The sequence below is a fragment of the Bradyrhizobium sp. Rc2d genome, assembly GCF_900099855.1.
GTDB lineage: Bacteria > Pseudomonadota > Alphaproteobacteria > Rhizobiales > Xanthobacteraceae > Bradyrhizobium.
The window spans coordinates 1-18354 of sequence record NZ_FNCU01000004.1 but is presented as its reverse complement, the minus strand read 5'-3'; the positions used below and the strand labels follow the sequence as shown (position 1 = coordinate 18354).

Here is an 18354-nt window from a genome sequence, read left to right as displayed (position 1 = left end):
GCTTTTTGCGATCTTCGGACGGCCCGCCGCGCAACGCTTCCTTCATCAAGCAGGCCTAGATTCCCCGATTGTGGTGCGGCTTGAGCTATGGCGCGCCCACGGCGTGCCAGATCCCGAGTTGCGTTTCATGACCGTTGCCACGTCGCTGATTCCTGGACTGGACGATATCGTCAAACGCGGCGATCCGCGGCGTCGCGGCGAGATCGCGCGGGCCATCTCTGCATTGTTCTTCCGGGATGCCGAAAAACTCGGCCCCGAACTGATCGATCTGTTCGACAATCTCCTGATCGATCTCGTCCCGCATGCCGAGCTCGCCTCGCGCATCGATCTCGCCGAGCGCTTCTCGCGCCTCGGCAACGCGCCGCCGCATCTGGTGAACCAGCTCGCGCGCGAAAACGAGATTATGGTGGCGGGCCCCGTGCTGCGCCGCTCGCCCGTGCTCGACGAGGCCGCCCTGGTCGAGATCGCGCGGTTGAAGGGGCAGGGTCATTTGTTGGCGATGACGGATCGCCCCATCTTGCCGGCTGTCGTCACCGACGTGCTGGTCGAGCGCGGTGATCGCGACGTGGTGCGTCGCGCCGCGGGCAATGCCGGTGCGGTGTTCTCGCCCGGCAGCTATTCCGAGTTGATCAAGCGCGCCGCGCAGGACGGCGTGCTGACGCTCAAGATCGGTCAGCGCAACGATCTCTCGGGCGAGCACTTGAAGGAGCTTCTCGACGGCACGCTCGACGTCATCCGCCGTCGCCTCTCCAGCGTGGTCAATCCGGCGCGCCAGATCGAGATCAAGCGCGCGATGGCGGCCATCGAGGAGGCTGCGCTGCCGCCGGGGCCGCGCCGCGATTTTTCGGCGGCACAGCGTACGGTGCTGACCCTGCATCGTGATGGCCATCTCGGCGAGAGCGCGCTGCTCGGTTTCGCCAAGGCGCACAAATACGAGGAATCGATCGCCTCGCTCTCGGCGATGTCCGGTGTCCGCCTTTCGATGCTCGACCGCCTGATCGCGGGTGATCGCTACGATCCGATTTTGATCCTGGGGCGCGTGCTCAATCTCGGCTGGCCCACGGTGCGCGCGCTCATCCTGCTCTGGTACGGCCCGCACCGCACCCCGGCCGATGCCGACGTCGAGACCGCGCGCATGAATTTCACGCGCCTGATGCCGACGACCGCCGAACGCGTCGTGAATTTCTGGCGCAACCGGCAGACGATCTAGCTTCGCGCTCCGCAATGACGGCTAACCGACCCGCCTGAACCGCAGATAGGCCGCCTTGCGCCCTTCGCGCGCGGCTTTCCGGCCGTAGCGCGTCATGGTGTAGCCCGCCCAGGGCTGCCGGAAATCGTCGGCGCGTTCGGCAAGCCATTTGAAGTCCGGAGAGCGCGCAAGATGCGACAGCGTCCAGGCGCAGTAATCGTCGATGTCGCAGACGAAGCGGAATTCGCCGCCAGGCTTCAGCACGCGCGCCATTGCGGCAATGGTCCTGTCCTGCACGAAGCGCCGCTTCCAGTGCCGCCGTTTCGGCCAGGGATCGGGATGGATCAGGTCGATCCGCGACAATGAGGCTTGCGGAAGCCAGGCCAAGAGCTCGGCGGCATCGCCCGCGAACAGACGGATGTTGCCGATATTGGCCGCCTCGATCTGCGCGAGGATCTTTGCCATGCCGTTGACATAGGGCTCGCAGCCGATGAAGCCGGTGGCGGGAAAGTTTTGCGCCTCCGCCGCGAGATGCTCGCCGCCGCCGAAGCCGATCTCGAGCCGCACCTCGCTCGCCGCGGGGTCGAAGATCTCGCCGGCATTCGCCGGCGCGTCACCCACGATGTCGAGCGCAAGATGCGGCAGCAGATGATCGATCAGCCCGGCCTGGTGCTGCCTGAGCTTGTGGCCCTTGCGGCGCCCGAAGAAGGCGCGCTCGCTGTCATCGCGCTCGGAATCTGATTTGCGTTCGCTCATCGCAGCGTCTGATACAGGCGATGGAGCAGCCGCGCGCGCGGCTCGAGCGACGAGACATAGAGCTGCTCATAATGGGTGTGCGCGCCCCTGCCGTCGACGCCGAGCCCGTCGAGCGTCGCGGTGTGCGCGGCGGTGAAATTGCCGTCCGAGCCGCCACCGGTGTGGGTGTCGATCAGCTCGAAGCCGATCTCGGCGGCAAGCGTCTTCGCATGCTCGTAGAGCGCGGCGCCTGCATTGCTCTTCTCGTAAGGCGGACGATTGAGCTCGCCGGTGATCTCAACGGTGACGCCGTCGGTCTTCGACGTGAGCGCGAGGATCTTGCCGACGAACTCGTCGGCGTCGTTGAGGCTCAGCACGCGCAGATCGACTTCGGCATAGGCCTCTTCCGGCGTCACGTTGGGGCGCGTGCCGCCGCGCACCACGCCGACATTGATGGTGACTCCGCGCTTCAGGTCGTTCATTCCCTCCAGCGCCAGGATCACGTTGGCGAGCTCGCGGACGGCACTTCGGCCGTCCCCTGGACGCGTGCCGGCATGAGCGGGGACGCCCTTGATGAAGACTTGGAAGCGTCCGACGCCCTTGCGCCCCGTGACGATCCTGCCGCCGTCGCGCGCCGGCTCCGTCACCAGCACGTATTTGGCCTTGCGCCCTTCCTGCTCGATCAGCGCACGCGAGGTCGGGCTGCCGATCTCCTCGTCGGAGGTGAACATGTGGGTGATGCCGAGCGGCGAACGATCGCCGGTGGCGCAGAGCGCGCCAAAGGCGTGATGGGCGATGTAGGCGCCGCCTTTCATGTCGTAGATGCCCGGACCGAACGCACTGTCGCCTTCGACCTTGAACGGCAGGCGTTCGATGAAGCCCATGGGATGAACGGTATCGAGGTGGCTCAGCACCAGGATGCCCGGCTCGTCCTGGCCCCAGGTCGAGCGCGCCACGAGATGATCGCCGCAGCCGCCGACGCCGGCGACGCGCTCGAGCGTCACAGGCAGATCGCGGTATTGCTCCGCGACCACGGAGATCAGCTTGTTGACCCGTTCAGGTGCTTCCGTCGGCGTCTCGATCTCAACCCAGCGCCGGATGCCATCGAGAATGGTTTGGGAATCGAACCAATTGGAGCTGGCCATGAACGCATCTATGCCTTTGAATCGCATCATCGGAAAGGACGCGCATCGAGGGCGCGGCCGCAAATGACGACATAGGCCAGATTTGGCGCAGTCTCAAATCGCCATTGCGATGACGCGTCAGCGCTTGTCGGGGCCTTCGCGGGCGGCGATCTGCTCGACGAGATCGACGATGGAGCGGCGCATCTTGGAATCGGTGATTCGGGTGAACGCCTTGGTCAGGGCGAGTCCCTCCGATGTCGCGAGGAAATCCGAGACGTAAGAGGGCGAGGCGCCTTCGCTGAAGCCTTCCGGGCCCGGCACACCGCTCGGCCCGCCCTCGAACAGGAACGACACCGGCACCTGGAGAATCTCGGCGATCTGCTGGATGCGGCTCGCGCCGACCCGGTTGGTGCCCTTCTCGTATTTCTGGATCTGCTGGAAAGTCAGGCCCAAAGCTTCACCGAGCTTTTCCTGGCTCATGCCCAACATGATGCGGCGCATACGCACGCGACTGCCGACATATTTGTCAACAGGGTTGGGCGCTTTCGACATTTCCTCAGCCCTCCAAACATCACCCTCGGCGCAATCATCAAGCGTGCCTCGGGTGTCAGCACCGTCAAATCAGACCCTCTTATTGGGAAACATTGCGGAGAAATTTAGCAACGCACCGCTGTCTTTTGCAGCTGGTGCAGAATGGGGAGCCCGCGTGCAGTCTGTCAACCGTGGGACTACGGTTGTCAAAGGATTCCGGCTAAGTCCGCGGCGAGGCGATCAGAGGTGCCGTTTGGCGACACGTCGGCGGACCGCCACAATCACGGCGAGCGCGACGAGCATGGCTGCGGGCACGTCGCCCACCCGCGCATAGATCGTCGGCGGGATCGCGGCGGGCAGACCTGCATCCAAAATGCCTTCGATTCCGAGGCCGAGACTGGCGATGGTGCGCCCCACCGGATCGATCACTGCGGAGATGCCTGTATTGGCGGAGCGGACCAGCGGCAAGCCGAGCTCGATCGCGCGCATCCGCGCCTGCTCCAGATGCTGATAGGGACCGGTCGAGATGCCGAACCAGCCGTCATTGGTGAGGTTCACGATCCAGCCCGGACGTTCGCTACGTCCGCCCACCTCGCCGGGAAAGATGGCTTCGTAACAGATCAGCGGCAGCGCGGGCGGCGCGCTGGCGACCGGCAGCGCATGGCGCACGGTGCCGGGAATGAAGCCGCCGCGCACGCGCGTCAGCTGCTCGAAACCGAGCTTCTCCATCAGCCCCTGGTAGGGAAGAAATTCGCCGAACGGCACCAAATGCAGCTTGTCGTACACAGCGAGCACGCTGCCGTCGTGATCGATCACATAGATCGAATTATAGGCACGCGTGATCGGCGTGCCCCGCGGCAGATCCGGCGCGCGGACCGAACCCGTGATCAGCACCGTGCCCTTCGGCAGAAGGTCGGCGATCTCAGCCATCGCGTCGGCTTCGCGAGTCAGGAAGAACGGGAAGGCGGATTCCGGCCAGATCAGGATGGTGGCATCGCGCACGCCGGTCGATTGCGGGCCGGAGGCGCGGTCGGACAGCGCCAAATATTTCTTCATCACCTCCGCTTTGGCGGCGTAGTTGAATTTCGCGTCCTGCTGGAGGTTCGGCTGCATCAGGCGCAGCTTGGCGCCCGCAACCATCGTGGTCGGATGCAGCGACAGGCGGATCGCGCCGAAGATGCCCATGACGATCAGAAGCGCAATTGCGGCGGCCGGCGCGCGCCATTGCAGTCGGCGATCGGGCGCGCGATCGAACAGCGCCGCAGGGCTCGCGAAGATCGCGACCGTCAGGAACGTCATGCCCCACAGGCCGATCAGCGATGCCGTTTGCGCCAGCGGCAGCGGCTCGGACAGCGCGTAGCCGAACGCGTTCCAGGGAAAGCCGGTCAGCGCGTGGCCGCGCAGCCATTCGCTGATGGTGAGGCTTGCTGCGAGCGCCAGCACGCGCGTGGCGTTCTTGGTCCAGAGCAGGCGCGCCAGCGCAAAGCCGATTGCCGTGAAGATCGAGAGATAGGCCGGCAGGCCCAGCACGGCGAATGGTGTCAGCCAGGCGAACACGTCGGCCTCGACGAAGAAGGCGTAGCCGATCCAGTAGAGGCCGGGCACGAAATAGCCGAGCCCGAACCAGTAGCCGGTCAGCGCCGCGGCCGGAACGCCGCCATATCGTCCGCCGCCGGCGCCGTCGATCAGCCAGACCAGCACCGGGAAGGTGACGAACAGCACCGGGAAGAGGTTGAATGGCGCCAGCGCCAGCACCGACAGCGCCCCGGCCGCCATGGCGATGACGGCGCGCTTCCATCCCCAGCTGAGGATAATGGCAAGCGCAATCTGCCGAAGTCGCTGGAGCGGGCTCACTGCGGACCGGCCCCGTCGCTCGGCGGCGGGGTCGGCGTGTCACTGGCCGGCGGTTGACCGCTCTCCGGCGCAGCTTCGCGGCGGCGGCTCTCGCGCTGGGTGCGAGGCGCGGGACGCTCCTTCCGCGTCGAGATGCGCAGCCGCTTGACGCGACGCGGATCGGCGTCGAGCACCTCGACCTCGTAAGTGCCGGGGCCCGAGATCACTTCGCCGCGCACCGGCAGGCGCCCGACGAAGCTGACGAGATAGCCGCCCAGCGTCTCCACCTCCTCGCCGGCCTCACCGGTGACGAAATCCTCGCCGATCACCGAGCGGACGTCGTCGAGGCTGGCGCGGGCGTCGGCGATGAAGGCGCTGTCGGGCAGGCGCACGATCGAGGGCGGCTCGTCGCTGTCGTGCTCGTCGTCGATCTCGCCGACAATCTGCTCGACGATGTCCTCGAGCGAGACCAGCCCGTCGCTGCCGCCATATTCGTCGACTACCAGCGCGAGGTGGATGCGCGTGGCCTGCATCTGCGCGAGCAGGTCGATCGCCCGCATCGACGGCGGCACGTAGAGCAGCTTGCGGATGATGCGCGCCTCGTGAAGCGGCAGCGCAAGATCGACGGCGCGCAAATCGAGCCCGGCCGGCAGCGGCTTCTTGCGCTTGGTCTTGGTGGCCTCCGACACGCGCGCACGGGCGGTCATGAAGGCGAGCAGGTCGCGGATGTGGACGATGCCGACGGGATCGTCCAGCGTCTCGTTGTAGACGACGAGCCGCGAATGGCCGGCGCTCTCGAAGCGGTCCATCAATTCGCCGAGCGGGATGTCGCGCTTCACCGCGACGATGTCGGCGCGATGGACCATGACGTCGGCGATGCGGCGCTCGTGCAGGCCGAGGATGTTGCGCAGCATGGTGCGCTCGACCGCGGAGAAGCCGGTGTCGTCAGGCGTCGACGCGTCGAGCACGACCTGGAGGTCGTCGCGCACCGATCCCGCCTTCCAGCCGAACAGCGTCCGGATGGCGCGCAAGAGCCAGCCTTCTGCGGTCGGGCGCATCACCTCGCCTTGGGTCACGACGGCGGGCAAATTGCGCGTGTTGCGCGGGTTGTCCTGGATTGGATCGGAATCCGGCATCTCAATTCGTCCCCGGGCGGTCTGCATAGGGATCGGGAATGCCGAGATGCGCCAGGATCTGCGTCTCCAGCGCTTCCATCTCCTCGGCGTCGTCGTCGTTTTCGTGGTCGTAGCCGATCAGATGCAGGAAACCGTGCACGGCGAGATGACTCAAATGGTGATCGAACGGCTTGTGTTCCTCGTCTGCCTCGCGCCGCATGGTCTCGTAGGCGATCGCGATGTCGCCGAGCATGCGCGGCGCATCGCCCGGCTTCCACTCGCCCTCGGGCTGGAGCGCAGGGAACGACAGCACATTGGTCGGCTTGTCGATGCCGCGCCAGTTGCCGTTGAGGGTGCGGATGCCGGCATCATCGGTCAGCATCACAGCCACTTCGGCGTCGGCGACGTCCTCGTCGACGTTCTCCGCGGCGGCCGCAACCGCGCGCTGGATCACGGTTTCGGAATCGGGCTCGCGCTGCCAGCAATCGGCGACGACGAGAACCTCGGTGATGGGTAGATTGGGATGGGACATTGTGCTGTCTGGGACGAAAAGGCACGCTGTACGCGCCCGCTTGGTCCGGCTGTTGCCTCGTCAGGATTGACCGGTGGCCGGCCGCTGCGGCGACCCTTCGTAAGCGGCGACGATCCGCGCCACGAGCTCGTGGCGGATCACGTCCTCGGCTTTGAAATGCACTTGCGCAATCCCCTCGACGCCGTTCAGGAGCCGGGTTGCTTCCGCCAGACCCGAGGTCTGGCCGTTCGGCAGGTCGATCTGCGAGGGATCGCCTGTCACGATCATGCGGCTGTTCTCGCCGAGGCGGGTCAGGAACATCTTCATCTGCATCGACGTGGTGTTCTGCGCCTCGTCCAGGATGATGGCGGCGTTGGTGAGCGTGCGGCCGCGCATGAAGGCGAGCGGCGCGATCTCGATCTCGCCGGTCTGGAGCGCCCGCTCGACGATGCGCGCGTCCATGAGGTCGTAGAGCGCGTCGTAGATCGGGCGCAGATAGGGATCGACCTTCTCGCGGAGATCGCCGGGCAAAAAGCCGAGCCGCTCGCCTGCTTCCACCGCCGGACGCGACAGGATGATCTTGTCGACCTCCTTGCGCTCGAACAGCTGCGCGGCATACGCGACCGCGAGCCAGGTCTTGCCGGTGCCGGCGGGGCCGATGCCGAACACCAGCTCGTGGCGCTTCAGCGCGCGGATGTAGGAATCCTGCGCGGCCGTGCGCGCGCGCACCGGGCGCTTGCGCAAATTGATGCTGTCGAAGGTTGATTTGGCCGATTTGGCATCGAACTCGAACAGCGAGCCCTGGGCGATCACGGCGCGGATCGCGCCCTCGACCTCGCCCTGGTCGAGATCCTGTCCCTTCACGGCTTGCGCGTAGAGCATCTCCAGCACGCGGCGTGCGGCGTCGCAGCCGTCGCGCGTGCCGCCGATGGTGATGTGGTTGCCCTTGGAGTCGACGATCACGCCGAGCCGCCGCTCGATCTGCGCGAGATGCTGGCCGTACGGGCCGACCAGCGCGGAAGCGGCACGGTTGTCGTCGAAATCGATGACGACTTGGGTCTCGGGCGGTACTTGCATGTCGCGGTCAAATTTGCGGCTGGGAGCGAACGAAGACGAATCCGATGCGCTTTTTGGCAAGGGTTCAGGCTCCAGTGGCTTGCGATAAAGCGGGCTCGCGCGCGTTGCGCGGCGTCACGAGCTCGCCGAGAAAGCTGTAGCGCTCGAGGCTGTCGATCCGGACCGGCAGGATTTGTCCGATGATGTCGGGCGAGGCCATCACATGCGCGGGCTGGAGGTAAGCGGTGCGGCCGACGATCTGGCCTTCCTTGCGAGCCGGACGCTCGAACAGCACATCGATCGTTGAGCCAATCGCAGCCTTGTTGAAGGCCGATTGCTGGCTGTCGATCAGTTCCTGGAGCCGCTCCAATCGCTGGTCCATCTCGGCGGGGGACACCGTCTCCTGCATGTCCGCGGCCGGCGTTCCCGGCCGGGCGGAATATTTGAACGAATAAGCCGCAGCGTAGCCGATTTGCGTGACAAGCGCGAGGGTGGCGAGAAAATCTTGCTCACTCTCGCCGGGGAAGCCGACGATAAAATCCGATGAAAAAGCAATATCTTGGCGTGCGGTACGGAAACGCTCGATGACCCGCCGGTAATCATCGGCGGTATGTTTCCTGTTCATGGCGGCCAGAATCCGGTCCGAGCCCGACTGCACCGGCAGGTGCACGAACGGCATCAGGGCATCGAGATCGCGATGGGCCGCAATCAGGCTGTCATCGACATCGCGGGGGTGACTGGTGGAATAGCGCAGCCGGGCGATGCCCGGGATTTGCGCCAGATGCTCGAGCAACCGGCCGAGCGGCCAGCTTTTTCCGTCCGGCCCCTCGCCGTGATAGGCGTTGACGTTCTGCCCGATCAGCGTGAGTTCGCGCACGCCGTTCTCAGTGAGCCGCTTCACGTCGTCCACGATCTTCGCCACGGGACGCGACACCTCGGCGCCGCGGGTATACGGCACGACGCAGAAGGTGCAGAACTTGTCGCAGCCTTCCTGCACCGTGACGAAAGCGGAAATGCCGCGCGCGCGAATCGCATCGGGCCTGGGCTGGGCCAGGAAGCCGAATTTGTCCTGAGCAGGGAATTCGGTCTCGATCGCGCGACCCTCGTCGCCGGCGCGCTTCAATAGCTCGGGCAGATGATGATAGCTCTGCGGTCCGACCACGACGTCGACGACAGGCGCGCGGCGCACGATCTCCTCGCCCTCGGCCTGTGCCACGCAGCCCGCGACCGCGATCTGCATCGCGCGGCCCGAGTGCGCGGCCTCGTCCTTGGCAACGCGCAGGCGGCCGAGCTCGGAATAGACCTTTTCCGAGGCCTTCTCGCGGATATGGCAGGTGTTGAGGATGACGAGGTCGGCGTCCTCAGCGCTGGCCGTCTCCACGAATCCTTCCGGAGCCAGCGTGTCCACCATGCGCTGGGCATCGTAGACGTTCATCTGGCAGCCATATGATTTGATGTGCAGCTTGCGCGGCGGCGTCATGGAACCCGAAAATGGAGGTGGAGGACGGCCCTGAGATATAGGCTAGAGGCGCGAAAATCCAGCGAAGGGGGCCATTTGGGTCGTCATTCCGGGGCGCGACACAGTCGTGAACCCGGAATCCAGAGGTTCTGGCGCGCGATTCCGGGTTCACGCGCTTCGGGCGTGTCCCGGAATGACGGTGAGAGGGCGAAAATCAGCCCGCCAGGGCGTCCGCCTCGACCCGCCGGACCAGCTCCGGCAGCTGATGCATGTCGGCAAAGAGCAGGTCGGCGCCGGCGTCGCGCAGGGTTTCGGCATAGCCATCGCGGCAATGGCTGCCCCCGTAAAAGCCGAAAACGGTCATGCCGGCGGCCCGCGCGCCGGCAATGCCGGCCAGGCTGTCCTCGATCACGACGCAGCGCTCGGGCGGCACGCCCATTTCGTTTGCCGCGAACAGGAACAGGTCCGGCGCCGGCTTGCCGTTCTTCACCTGCGAGGCCGAGAAGATATTTGGCGCGAGGCGCTCGTAGAGGCCCGTGCTCCCCAAGCTCACGCGCATGCGCTGATGCGAGCCGCTCGAGGCGACGCAGACGCGCTGGGTGACGACATCGAGAACATCATGGATGCCGCGGATTGCTTCGAGGTCGGCCTCGAACGAGCGGAACAGCTCGTCCTGCAGATCGCCGTGATAGGCCTCGGGCAGCTTGCGGCCGAGCTCGGATTCGATCTCGATATTCGCCTGCCGCGTCGAGCGGCCGAGGAAGCGCGCGAACACCTGATCCGACGTGATCGGATAGCCGTGCCTCGTCAGCACATCGGCATGCGCACGACAGGAGATCACCTCGCTGTCCACGAGCACGCCGTCGCAGTCGAAGATGATGAGGTCGATGGGCATTCAGCGCCTGACTTGGTGGAGGCACTCTGGTGCCGCGCGGGTGGTGCCACCTCTCCCATAGGGAGAGGTCGGCGCGAAGCGCCGGGTGAGGGGTTGTGGACTCTCGTGGGACCTGAGCCCCCTCACCCGATTTGCGCTGGACGATGCTTTGCATCGCCAGGAGCAAATCGACCTCTCCCCGATGGGGAGAGGTGAAGGGCCGTCGCCGACGCGCAGAATCCGCAAACGCACTAACTCGTCGGCTTGTCGTCGTCGAGCGGGACGCAATAGAGCTCGAGGCGGTGATCGACCAGCTTGTAGCCGAGCTTGCGGGCGATCTCGGCCTGGAGCTTCTCGATCTCTTCGGAGGTGAACTCGATCACCTTGCCGTCGCGCAGATTGATGAGGTGGTCGTGATGGCTGTCGCGCATCTGCTCGTAGCGCGCGCGGCCCTCGCGGAAATCGTGGCGTTCGATGATGCCGGCATCCTCGAACAGCTTCACCGTTCGGTAGACCGTCGAGATCGAGATCTTGTCGTCGACGGCGACGCAGCGCCGGTACAGTTCCTCGACATCGGGATGATCGACCGCCTCCGCGAGCACGCGGGCGATGACGCGGCGCTGCTCGGTCATGCGCATGCCGGTGGCGGCACAGCGCGCCTCGATGCCGGACGCCTTGGACGTAGTAGAGGAGGGTTTCAGTGCGGTCATGATTGGTCTGCCTGACGGGCGCTTTCTGCCATCAATGTTACGACAAGTCACGTCGCATCAGAAGGGCGTTCAATTGTTCCCCGTTCGGCTGCTTATAGTAGCGTTCGCGGCGCCCGACCACCATGAATCCGGCCCAATCGTAGAGGCGGCGCGCCGGCTGGTTATTTTCCTCGACTTCGAGAAATATTATGCGCACGCCGCGCCCGGCGAGGTGGCCGAGATGGGTCATCAGCAGCGTGCGGGAGAGGCCGCGGCCGCGATAGGCCTGATCGACTGCGATCGAGAGGATTTCCGCTTCGTCCGCGCCGATCCGCGACACCGCAAACCCGATCGTCTTGCGACCGAGGCGCAAGCGATGCACCAGCGTGTTGCGCTCACCGAGCATGCTCTCGAACTCGCCTTCGCCCCAGCCACGTGCGAAGGAGGCGCCATGAAGCTGCGCCAGCCGCGCGGCATCGCGCGCGGACGCGGGCTCGACGGCGGCAGTGCCGCCGCGCCACCATTGCGAGAACCATCCCATCATGAGCTTGCAGCTTGTGCTGCGAGCTGTAGCTGCGCGGCCGGCTTGGCGTCGGGCGCGCGCAGATAGAACGGCCGCGCCGGGGTCGTGTCGGGATTGGCCGCGGCGCCAAGCCAGGCGACCCAGCCGATGTCGGGCGCGGGGTGCGTATCGACCGCAATGGGTTGCGGCGCGCCCGTCGGCCAGCGCTCGGCAAGGATGTTCGCGGCATTGCCGACCAGGTGCGGCGCGCCGAATTGCGAAGCCGCGATCGCCTCGTCGATGCTGGCGACCTTCGGTCGCACCAGCTGGCTGCCGTCGCCGGCGACGATCTGGAAATAAACGTGGTCGTGCCGCGCGTCGATCGCGGACATCACGGGTGCCGATCGGCTCTGGCCGACGATGGCGGCAGCATAGGCGGACAAGGTGGTCAGGCCGACGGCCGGCCGGTTCGCCGCGAGCGCAAGGCCGCGCGCCGCCGAAATGCCGACGCGCAGGCCGGTGAAGCTTCCAGGACCGACGGTGACCGCGATGCGGTCGAGCGCGGCGAAGCCGAGCTCCGCCGATTGCATCACCCGCGCGATCAGCGGCATCAAGGCTTCGGCATGCCCACGCTTCATCGGCAGCGATTCCTGCGCGCGCAGCTCGGCCGTTTCGGTGTCGAGCACGGCCGCGGAGCAGGCGTCGAGCGCAGTATCGATGGCGAGGATCAGCATGACGTGATCATAGCATTGGCAATTGGATGATGCCTAAGGTTCTCGCCGTCATGGCCGGGCTTGACCCGGCCGTCCACGACTTTGCGGCCCCAAAAACGTGGATGCCCGGGACAAGCCCGGGCATGACGGAGGGAAATCGGTGCGCAGACCGTGCAATTTACATCGGCCGGACTTCGACCACGTCGGGCACGAAATGCCTGAGCAGGTTCTGGATGCCGTGCTGGAGCGTCGCAGTCGATGACGGGCAGCCCGAGCAGGCGCCCTTCATGTTGAGATAGACGACGCCGTCCTTGAAGCCGCGGAAGGTGATGTCGCCGCCGTCATTGGCGACCGCCGGCCGCACCCGGGTCTCGATCAGGTCCTTGATCATGTCGACCGTCTCGGCATCGGCCTCGTCGAAGAATTCATCGTGGTCGTCGAGTTCGATATCGCTTTGCGCCGTGCCGTCGGCGAGCAGCGGCGCGCCGGACATATAGTGCTCCATGATCGCGCCGAGGATCGCGGGCTTGAGCTGCTGCCACTCACCGCTCGCTTTGGTCACGGTGATGAAGTCCGATCCGTAGAACACGCCGGTGATGCCGGGCACGTCGAACAGCTTTTCGGCGAGCGGCGAGCGGCTTGCGGCCTCGCGGCTCGAAAACTCCACGGGGCTGCCGTCGACCACGATGCGGCCGGGAATGAACTTCAGCGTGGCGGGATTGGGGGTGGCTTCGGTTTGAATGAACATGGTTTTCTCCAGACGTCGCTGGTTCAAGGCCGGCGCGTGCTCTATCCAGTAGCAGATGGCGACGGGGAACGCACGATCAAGGGGGCGAGGGAGCTGTTTCGTCGTTATATCAGCGGGTTAGGACGCCTCTTCTCCCCGCTTGCGGGGAGAGGGTTGGGGTGAGGGGGAGTCTCCACGAGGACGGTGAGAGTTGGACGCGCGGAGGCTCCCCCTCACCCGGAATTCAAGCGGCGCTTGAATTCCGGCCTCTCCCCGCAGGCGGGGAGAGGCGAGAAGCTAAGACAGCGAATCCACGCTTTGGTCGCTCAGCGCGCCGGAGATAATCGTCACCGGAACCGGAAACGTGCCGAGCGAATGGGCGAGCAGCGAGACCAAAGGCCCCGGTCCCTCCGCACCAGGGCTCGCGGCCAGCACCAGCATGGCGATGTCAGGGTCTTCGTCGATCACCGCGAGCAGTTGTTCCATCGCGGTGCCTTCCCGGATCACGCGCTCCGGCGTGATCGCGGCGATGCCGTTGGCGCGGCCGGCGGCGCGGTCGAGCGCGGCTTCCGCCGCTTCCTGCGCCTCGGCGCGCATGATGTCGGCGACACCAAGCCATTCCTGCGTCTGCTGTTCGGGCTCGATGATGCGCAGCATCACAACGCCGCCGCCGGCGCGGATCGCCCAGCGGCTGGCGTAATACACCGCGCGATCCCATTCGGCGGTGTCGTCGACGATGACGAGGCATTTGGGCTTGTGACCCGGCTCGAAGCAAAGTCGCTTGCTGGTCATGCATGTCCCGGCGTGTGCACGGCCAGCATGCTGCCACACTCCCGGAACGTTTGGGAGAGGGGACATCCACCAGCGCCGTGGCGCAGGCCGGTTTCTCAGATGCGATCTTCAGCGCCGGTGGATGAAGCCGACGATGTCCTTCGACAGCTTCATGGTCTCGTCGGCGATGGCGCGGGCCCGGTCGGAGCCCCCGTTCAGGATCGCGTCGATATGGCCGGGGTCGGCGACGAGGCGCTTCATCTCGCCGGCGATCGGCGCGAGCTTGGTGACGCACAGCTCGGCCAGCGCGTTCTTGAAGCTGGAGAACTGGCCGCCGCCGAAATCCCTGAGCACGTCGGCCTTGGAGCGGCCGGAGAGCGCGGCGAAGATGCCGACGAGGTTGTCGGCTTCGGGGCGCGCTTCCAGGCCCTTCTCTTCGCTCGGCAGCGGCTCCGGATCGGTCTTCGCCTTGCGGATCTTCTGCGCGATGGTGTCGGCATCGTCGGTGAGGTTGATGCGCGAATTGTCCGACGCATCCGACTTCGACATTTTCTTGGTGCCGTCACGCAAGCTCATCACGCGCGTCGCCGGACCGGTGATTAGCGGCTCCGGCAGCGGGAAGAACAGGCCGTCATTGTGTCCCTGGGCGCGAATGGAATCGCCGAAATCGTTGTTGAACTTCTGCGCGATATCGCGCGAGAGCTCGAGGTGCTGCTTCTGGTCCTCGCCGACCGGCACGTGGGTGGCGCGGTACAGCAGGATGTCGGCGGCCATCAGCACGGGATAGTCGAACAGCCCGACCGAGGCGTTCTCGCGGTCCTTGCCGGCCTTCTCCTTGAACTGGGTCATGCGGCCGAGCCAGCCCATGCGCGCGACGCAATTGAAGATCCAGGCGAGCTCGGCATGGCCCGAGACCTGGCTCTGGTTGAACACGATGTGCTTCTTGGGGTCGATGCCGGCAGCGATGAACGCCGCGGTCACCTCGCGGGTGTTGCGCGTGAGCTCGGCCGGCCCGCCCCAGACATCGACGCCTTGCGTGATCGCGTGCATGTCGACGACGCAATAGATGCAGTTGTGCGTTTCCTGCATCTTCACGAAGTTGACGATCGCGCCGAGGTAGTTGCCGAGATGCAGATTGCCCGTCGGCTGGACGCCCGAAAAGACTCGTTCAACGAATGGCATGGTCAGCTTTCCTGGAAGATACGGCCGTCGTTTCCAACAGCGGCGCAGCCCCGTCAAGGGCAATTCCACCTCTCCCATCGGGAGAGGTCGCGCCGAAGGTGCGGGTGAGGGGCTAAGCTCAATCGAGGGACCGGTCCCCTCACCCGATTTGCTGTGCAAATCGACCTCCCGATGGGAGAGGTGAAGAGCCCGGCGGCGCCAAGCGCTCTAACGACCCGGCCGTTTCAACGCGTTAACCGCCTCGCGCCAGGAGGCTGCACCGAGGATTTGCAGGAGCAGGCCGTAGACGGCGATCCCGGCCGCGATCTGCACACCCAGTGCGACGAATTTGATCAAGCCATGGGTCTCGGCAGGCACGAGACCGGCGGTCAGCCAGAGCAGGGCACCCATGGCGATCGCGGCCAGCACGATTCGCGGCAATCGCGTGCGGGCCGCTGCGTCGACCGAGAAGCCGAATTCGGTCGTGCCTTTCCGAAGCAGCGAGAGCGCGCTGCTCCAGGCGCCGGCCGCGATGCTCGCCGCGATCCCGCTCGCGCCAAAGGCATGACCGAGCAGAACCGCGAGCACGACCGTCACCACGAAACCTTTGGCGGTCGCGAGCAACGGCGTCATCGTGTCGCTGCGGGCGTAGAAGGCCGGCGACAGCGCCTTGATCAGCACGTGCGCCGGCAGGCCCAGCGCCAGCCACATCAGTGCGTGCGCGGTAGCCGCGCTGTCCTCGACGCTGAACGCACCGTGCTCGAACAGCAGCCGTACGATCGGATCGGCCAGCACGATCAGGCCGAGCGTGGCCGGCAGCGCCAGCCCGGTCGCCAGCTCCAGCGCGCGCGATTCGGCATGCGCCACCGCGACGCGGTCGCCGCTACCGACCGCACGCGTCAGCTCCGGCACCAGCACCGTGCCCATGGCGACGCCGACGATGCCGAGCGGCAGCTCGATCAGGCGGTTGGCAAAATAGAGCCAGGACACCGCCGAGGGCGTCGCCGAGGCAATGATCGCGCCCGCGACCATCAACCATTGCGGGCCCGAGCTTGCGATCATGCCGGGAATGGCCTTGGCGAAGAAAGCCCGCATCTCCTTGTCGAAACTCACGCGCAGCGGCGCCGCGAGGCGCGCGCTTCGCTGCGACAGCAGCATCAGCAATTGCAGCAGGCCTGCGACGCCGACGGTGGCGGCCAGCATCCACGCAGCGAGAACCGCATCGGCATGCCCCAGCAACAGCACCGCGATCGCGGCGATCAGCGCGATGTTGAACAGCAGCGGCGAGAACGCCGTCAGCGCAAAGCGCCCTTGTGCGTTGAGCAGTCCCATCAGCACGGTGACGGGGCCGGCGAAGCCGAGATAAGGCAGCATCAGCCGCGCGTTCTGCACGGCGAGATCGAGCGTGCGGCTGCCGAGAAATCCCGGCGCGATCGCCGTGATGATCAGCGGCATCAGAAGCGCAATGCCAATCGAGATCGCGACCAGGGCCGCGCTGACCGTGCCGAGCACTCGTCCGGCGAACGCCGCTGCAGCGATCTCGCCATCGCGGTCGCGGATACGCAGCCAGGCCGGGATCAGCGCCGCATTCAGTGCCCCCTCGCTGAGCAGCCGGCGCACGACGTTGACGAGCTGAAACGCCGCCAGGAACGCATCCGCTACGGCGCCGGTGCCGAGCAGCGCCGCGATCAGGGAATCGCGGGCAAAGCCCAGTAGCCGCGAGGCCAACGTACCCGTCGAGACGGTCAGGAAGGAGCGGATCATCGGCCCTTTATAATACCGTTGCTTGCCCGCGCGGGTCCGGTCGTGATAGGCCGCGAGCCAGATTTCAAGCCGACAGGAAGCGGATTTCCGCGGGGATCGCAATCCGCCAAACAGGATCAAGGTGAATGGCTGACGTGAAATATGACGTTCTCGGCATCGGCAACGCGCTGTTCGACGTGTTGGTCAGGACCGACGAGGCCTTTTTGGCCAAGCATGGCATGACCAAGGGCAGCATGTCCCTGATCGACGAGGCACGGGCGGCCGCCATCTACAAGGACATGGGCCCTGCGACGGAAGTCTCGGGCGGCTCGGCCGCCAACACCATCGTCGGCATCGGCAGCTTAGGGGCCCGCGCCGCCTATGTCGGCAAGGTCAAGGACGACCAGATCGGCAAGCTCTATGTCCACGACATCCGCGCCGCCGGCGTCGCCTTCAACACGCCTGCCGCAACGGACGGCCCCGCCACCGGCTGCTCCTACATCCTGGTCACAGGCGATGGCGAGCGCACCATGAACACCTATCTCGGCGCGGCGCAGGATCTGTCGCCGGCCGACATCGATCCGGTCGAGGTCGCCGGCGCCGGCATCGTCTACCTCGAAGGCTATCTCTGGGACCCCAAGAACGCCAAGGACGCCTTCGTCAAGGCGGCCAAGATCGCCCATGATGCCAAGCGCAAGGTGGCGCTGACGTTGTCGGATTCCTTCTGCGTCGACCGCTATCGCGACGAGTTCCTGTCCTTGATGCGCAACGGCACTGTCGACATCGTCTTCGCCAACGAGGCCGAGCTGCATTCGCTCTACATGACCTCGGACTTCGACACCGCGCTGAAGCAGCTGCGCAACGACGTCAATCTCGGCGTCGTCACCCGCAGCGAGAAGGGCTGCATGGTGGTCTCAGTGGAAGACGCCGTCGCCGCGCCGGCATTCGCGGTCGACAAGGTCATCGACACCACCGGTGCCGGCGACCTCTTCGCCGCCGGCTTCCTGTATGGCCTCGCGCGCAACTTCGCGTACAAGCAGTGCGGCGAGCTCGGCGCGCTTGCGGCGGCCGAAGTGATCCAGCACATCGGCGCGCGGCCCCAGGTGTCGCTGAAGGAGCTCGCCGAGCAGCGCGGACTGACGGGGTAGGCCTCGCTCTCTCCCCCGTCATTGCGAGCGAAGCGAAGCAATCCAGAATCGTTCCGCGGAGGCAGACTGGATTGCTTCGCGGAGCCTGTCATCGGGCCGCGCTTCGCGCGGACCCGGTGGCTCGCAATGATGGGATGGACGGCCCCCGAACGGCATCGGTGTGCCAGACTGGTGATGTTGAGTCGAACCAGACAAAGGGAGCCGTCCATGACGAAGATTAGCACGATTGGGGTTGATCTGGCGAAGAACGTTTTTCAAGTCCACGGGATTGACGCGTCGGGAGCTGTGGTGGTGAGGCGCCAGCTCAAGCGAGCCTCGGTCGAGAAGTTTTTCGCACAGTTGCCGCCGTGCCTGGTGGGCATGGAGGCTTGCGGCAGCGCTCATCATTGGGCGCGCGTGATCGGCCGGTATGGCCACGAGGTGCGGTTGATGCCGCCGGCCTATGTGAAGCCCTACGTCAAGCGCAACAAGAA

18 protein-coding genes and 1 pseudogene are annotated in these 18354 nt (G+C 65.6%); 3 read left to right on the top strand and 16 right to left on the bottom strand.

The window, feature by feature from the left end:
• Nucleotides 1-127 precede the first annotated feature (127 nt).
• On the top strand, nucleotides 128-1210 hold the full coding sequence (locus tag BLV07_RS07875; protein ID WP_091882209.1) for a DUF2336 domain-containing protein: 1083 nt from the start codon (nucleotides 128-130) through the stop codon (nucleotides 1208-1210).
• A 21-nt stretch (nucleotides 1211-1231) separates the two neighbouring features.
• On the opposite strand, the gene trmB is transcribed toward BLV07_RS07875, so the two are convergent.
• The 16 genes from trmB to murJ all read right to left on the bottom strand — a co-directional run bounded on the left by trmB (nucleotide 1232) and on the right by murJ (nucleotide 16754).
• Nucleotides 1232-1945 (bottom strand): tRNA (guanosine(46)-N7)-methyltransferase TrmB, encoded by a 714-nt coding sequence (gene trmB / locus BLV07_RS07870; protein WP_091882205.1) that lies wholly within the window; start codon nucleotides 1943-1945, stop codon nucleotides 1232-1234.
• Nucleotides 1942-3099, bottom strand: coding sequence for a M20 family metallopeptidase (locus tag BLV07_RS07865; protein ID WP_091882202.1), 1158 nt, complete (start codon nucleotides 3097-3099; stop codon nucleotides 1942-1944). The genes trmB and BLV07_RS07865 overlap by 4 nt, the downstream gene beginning before the upstream one ends.
• 87 nt (nucleotides 3100-3186) lie before the next feature.
• On the bottom strand, nucleotides 3187-3600 hold the full coding sequence (locus BLV07_RS07860; protein WP_024338547.1) for a helix-turn-helix domain-containing protein: 414 nt from the start codon (nucleotides 3598-3600) through the stop codon (nucleotides 3187-3189).
• A gap of 219 nt (nucleotides 3601-3819) precedes the next feature.
• On the bottom strand, nucleotides 3820-5433 hold the full coding sequence (gene lnt / locus BLV07_RS07855) for an apolipoprotein N-acyltransferase (protein ID WP_091882199.1): 1614 nt from the start codon (nucleotides 5431-5433) through the stop codon (nucleotides 3820-3822).
• Complete coding sequence (locus BLV07_RS07850) at nucleotides 5430-6548, bottom strand: hemolysin family protein (RefSeq protein WP_244551019.1); 1119 nt, start codon at nucleotides 6546-6548, stop codon at nucleotides 5430-5432. Before BLV07_RS07850 ends, lnt begins: the two co-directional genes overlap by 4 nt.
• Before the next feature lies 1 nt (nucleotide 6549).
• On the bottom strand, nucleotides 6550-7059 hold the full coding sequence (ybeY, locus tag BLV07_RS07845; RefSeq protein WP_091882194.1) for an rRNA maturation RNase YbeY: 510 nt from the start codon (nucleotides 7057-7059) through the stop codon (nucleotides 6550-6552).
• 60 nt (nucleotides 7060-7119) lie between these two features.
• On the bottom strand, nucleotides 7120-8115 hold the full coding sequence (locus BLV07_RS07840; protein ID WP_091882190.1) for a PhoH family protein: 996 nt from the start codon (nucleotides 8113-8115) through the stop codon (nucleotides 7120-7122).
• A 64-nt stretch (nucleotides 8116-8179) separates the two neighbouring features.
• Complete coding sequence (miaB, locus tag BLV07_RS07835) at nucleotides 8180-9574, bottom strand: tRNA (N6-isopentenyl adenosine(37)-C2)-methylthiotransferase MiaB (RefSeq protein WP_091882186.1); 1395 nt, start codon at nucleotides 9572-9574, stop codon at nucleotides 8180-8182.
• Between the two features lie 193 nt (nucleotides 9575-9767).
• Nucleotides 9768-10448: an HAD family hydrolase gene (locus BLV07_RS07830; RefSeq protein ID WP_091882183.1), complete on the bottom strand. Its 681-nt coding sequence runs from the start codon at nucleotides 10446-10448 to the stop codon at nucleotides 9768-9770.
• A 230-nt stretch (nucleotides 10449-10678) separates the two neighbouring features.
• On the bottom strand, nucleotides 10679-11137 hold the full coding sequence (locus tag BLV07_RS07825; protein ID WP_091882180.1) for a Fur family transcriptional regulator: 459 nt from the start codon (nucleotides 11135-11137) through the stop codon (nucleotides 10679-10681).
• Nucleotides 11138-11174: 37 nt separating this feature from the next.
• Entirely contained in the window at nucleotides 11175-11660 is a 486-nt protein-coding gene (rimI, locus tag BLV07_RS07820) for a ribosomal protein S18-alanine N-acetyltransferase (protein ID WP_091882177.1), read from the bottom strand.
• Nucleotides 11657-12352, bottom strand: coding sequence for a tRNA (adenosine(37)-N6)-threonylcarbamoyltransferase complex dimerization subunit type 1 TsaB (gene tsaB, locus BLV07_RS07815; protein WP_091882174.1), 696 nt, complete (start codon nucleotides 12350-12352; stop codon nucleotides 11657-11659). The genes rimI and tsaB overlap by 4 nt, the downstream gene beginning before the upstream one ends.
• Nucleotides 12353-12509: 157 nt before the next feature.
• Nucleotides 12510-13079 carry a NifU family protein gene (locus BLV07_RS07810; RefSeq protein WP_091882994.1) on the bottom strand — a complete coding sequence of 190 codons (570 nt, stop codon included), beginning with the start codon at nucleotides 13077-13079 and terminating at the stop codon, nucleotides 12510-12512.
• 276 nt (nucleotides 13080-13355) lie between these two features.
• Entirely contained in the window at nucleotides 13356-13850 is a 495-nt protein-coding gene (locus BLV07_RS07805; protein WP_176945404.1) for a universal stress protein, read from the bottom strand.
• Nucleotides 13851-13958: 108 nt separating this feature from the next.
• Complete coding sequence (gene trpS / locus BLV07_RS07800; protein ID WP_091882167.1) at nucleotides 13959-15011, bottom strand: tryptophan--tRNA ligase; 1053 nt, start codon at nucleotides 15009-15011, stop codon at nucleotides 13959-13961.
• A 207-nt stretch (nucleotides 15012-15218) separates the two neighbouring features.
• Nucleotides 15219-16754, bottom strand: a complete 1536-nt coding sequence (gene murJ / locus BLV07_RS07795; RefSeq protein ID WP_091882164.1) for a murein biosynthesis integral membrane protein MurJ — start codon at nucleotides 16752-16754, stop codon at nucleotides 15219-15221.
• Between the two features lie 125 nt (nucleotides 16755-16879).
• On the opposite strand from murJ, the gene BLV07_RS07790 reads away from it, so the two are divergent.
• Together BLV07_RS07790 and BLV07_RS07785 are read left to right on the top strand one after the other, a co-directional pair.
• A complete protein-coding gene (locus tag BLV07_RS07790; protein ID WP_091882161.1) occupies nucleotides 16880-17881 on the top strand; it encodes an adenosine kinase in 1002 nt (333 codons plus the stop codon).
• Between the two features lie 207 nt (nucleotides 17882-18088).
• Nucleotides 18089-18354, top strand: a pseudogene (locus BLV07_RS07785) (IS110 family transposase); the annotation flags it as partial.

Excerpts from the sequence above, each read along its gene's own strand:
- tsaB (WP_091882174.1), bottom strand. The coding sequence starts at position 12,352 with ATGCTGATCCTCGCCATCGATACTGCGCTCGACGCCTGCTCCGCGGCC.
- BLV07_RS07790 (WP_091882161.1), top strand. The coding sequence starts at position 16,880 with ATGGCTGACGTGAAATATGACGTTCTCGGCATCGGCAACGCGCTGTTC.
- BLV07_RS07865 (WP_091882202.1), bottom strand. The coding sequence starts at position 3,099 with ATGATGCGATTCAAAGGCATAGATGCGTTCATGGCCAGCTCCAATTGG.
- BLV07_RS07830 (WP_091882183.1), bottom strand. The coding sequence starts at position 10,448 with ATGCCCATCGACCTCATCATCTTCGACTGCGACGGCGTGCTCGTGGAC.
- ybeY (WP_091882194.1), bottom strand. The coding sequence starts at position 7,059 with ATGTCCCATCCCAATCTACCCATCACCGAGGTTCTCGTCGTCGCCGAT.
- miaB (WP_091882186.1), bottom strand. The coding sequence starts at position 9,574 with ATGACGCCGCCGCGCAAGCTGCACATCAAATCATATGGCTGCCAGATG.
- BLV07_RS07875 (WP_091882209.1), top strand. The coding sequence starts at position 128 with ATGACCGTTGCCACGTCGCTGATTCCTGGACTGGACGATATCGTCAAA.
- rimI (WP_091882177.1), bottom strand. The coding sequence starts at position 11,660 with ATGATGGGATGGTTCTCGCAATGGTGGCGCGGCGGCACTGCCGCCGTC.
- BLV07_RS07825 (WP_091882180.1), bottom strand. The coding sequence starts at position 11,137 with ATGACCGCACTGAAACCCTCCTCTACTACGTCCAAGGCGTCCGGCATC.
- murJ (WP_091882164.1), bottom strand. The coding sequence starts at position 16,754 with ATGATCCGCTCCTTCCTGACCGTCTCGACGGGTACGTTGGCCTCGCGG.
- BLV07_RS07805 (WP_176945404.1), bottom strand. The coding sequence starts at position 13,850 with ATGACCAGCAAGCGACTTTGCTTCGAGCCGGGTCACAAGCCCAAATGC.
- trmB (WP_091882205.1), bottom strand. The coding sequence starts at position 1,945 with ATGAGCGAACGCAAATCAGATTCCGAGCGCGATGACAGCGAGCGCGCC.
- BLV07_RS07850 (WP_244551019.1), bottom strand. The coding sequence starts at position 6,548 with ATGCCGGATTCCGATCCAATCCAGGACAACCCGCGCAACACGCGCAAT.
- BLV07_RS07840 (WP_091882190.1), bottom strand. The coding sequence starts at position 8,115 with ATGCAAGTACCGCCCGAGACCCAAGTCGTCATCGATTTCGACGACAAC.
- BLV07_RS07810 (WP_091882994.1), bottom strand. The coding sequence starts at position 13,079 with ATGTTCATTCAAACCGAAGCCACCCCCAATCCCGCCACGCTGAAGTTC.
- trpS (WP_091882167.1), bottom strand. The coding sequence starts at position 15,011 with ATGCCATTCGTTGAACGAGTCTTTTCGGGCGTCCAGCCGACGGGCAAT.
- BLV07_RS07860 (WP_024338547.1), bottom strand. The coding sequence starts at position 3,600 with ATGTCGAAAGCGCCCAACCCTGTTGACAAATATGTCGGCAGTCGCGTG.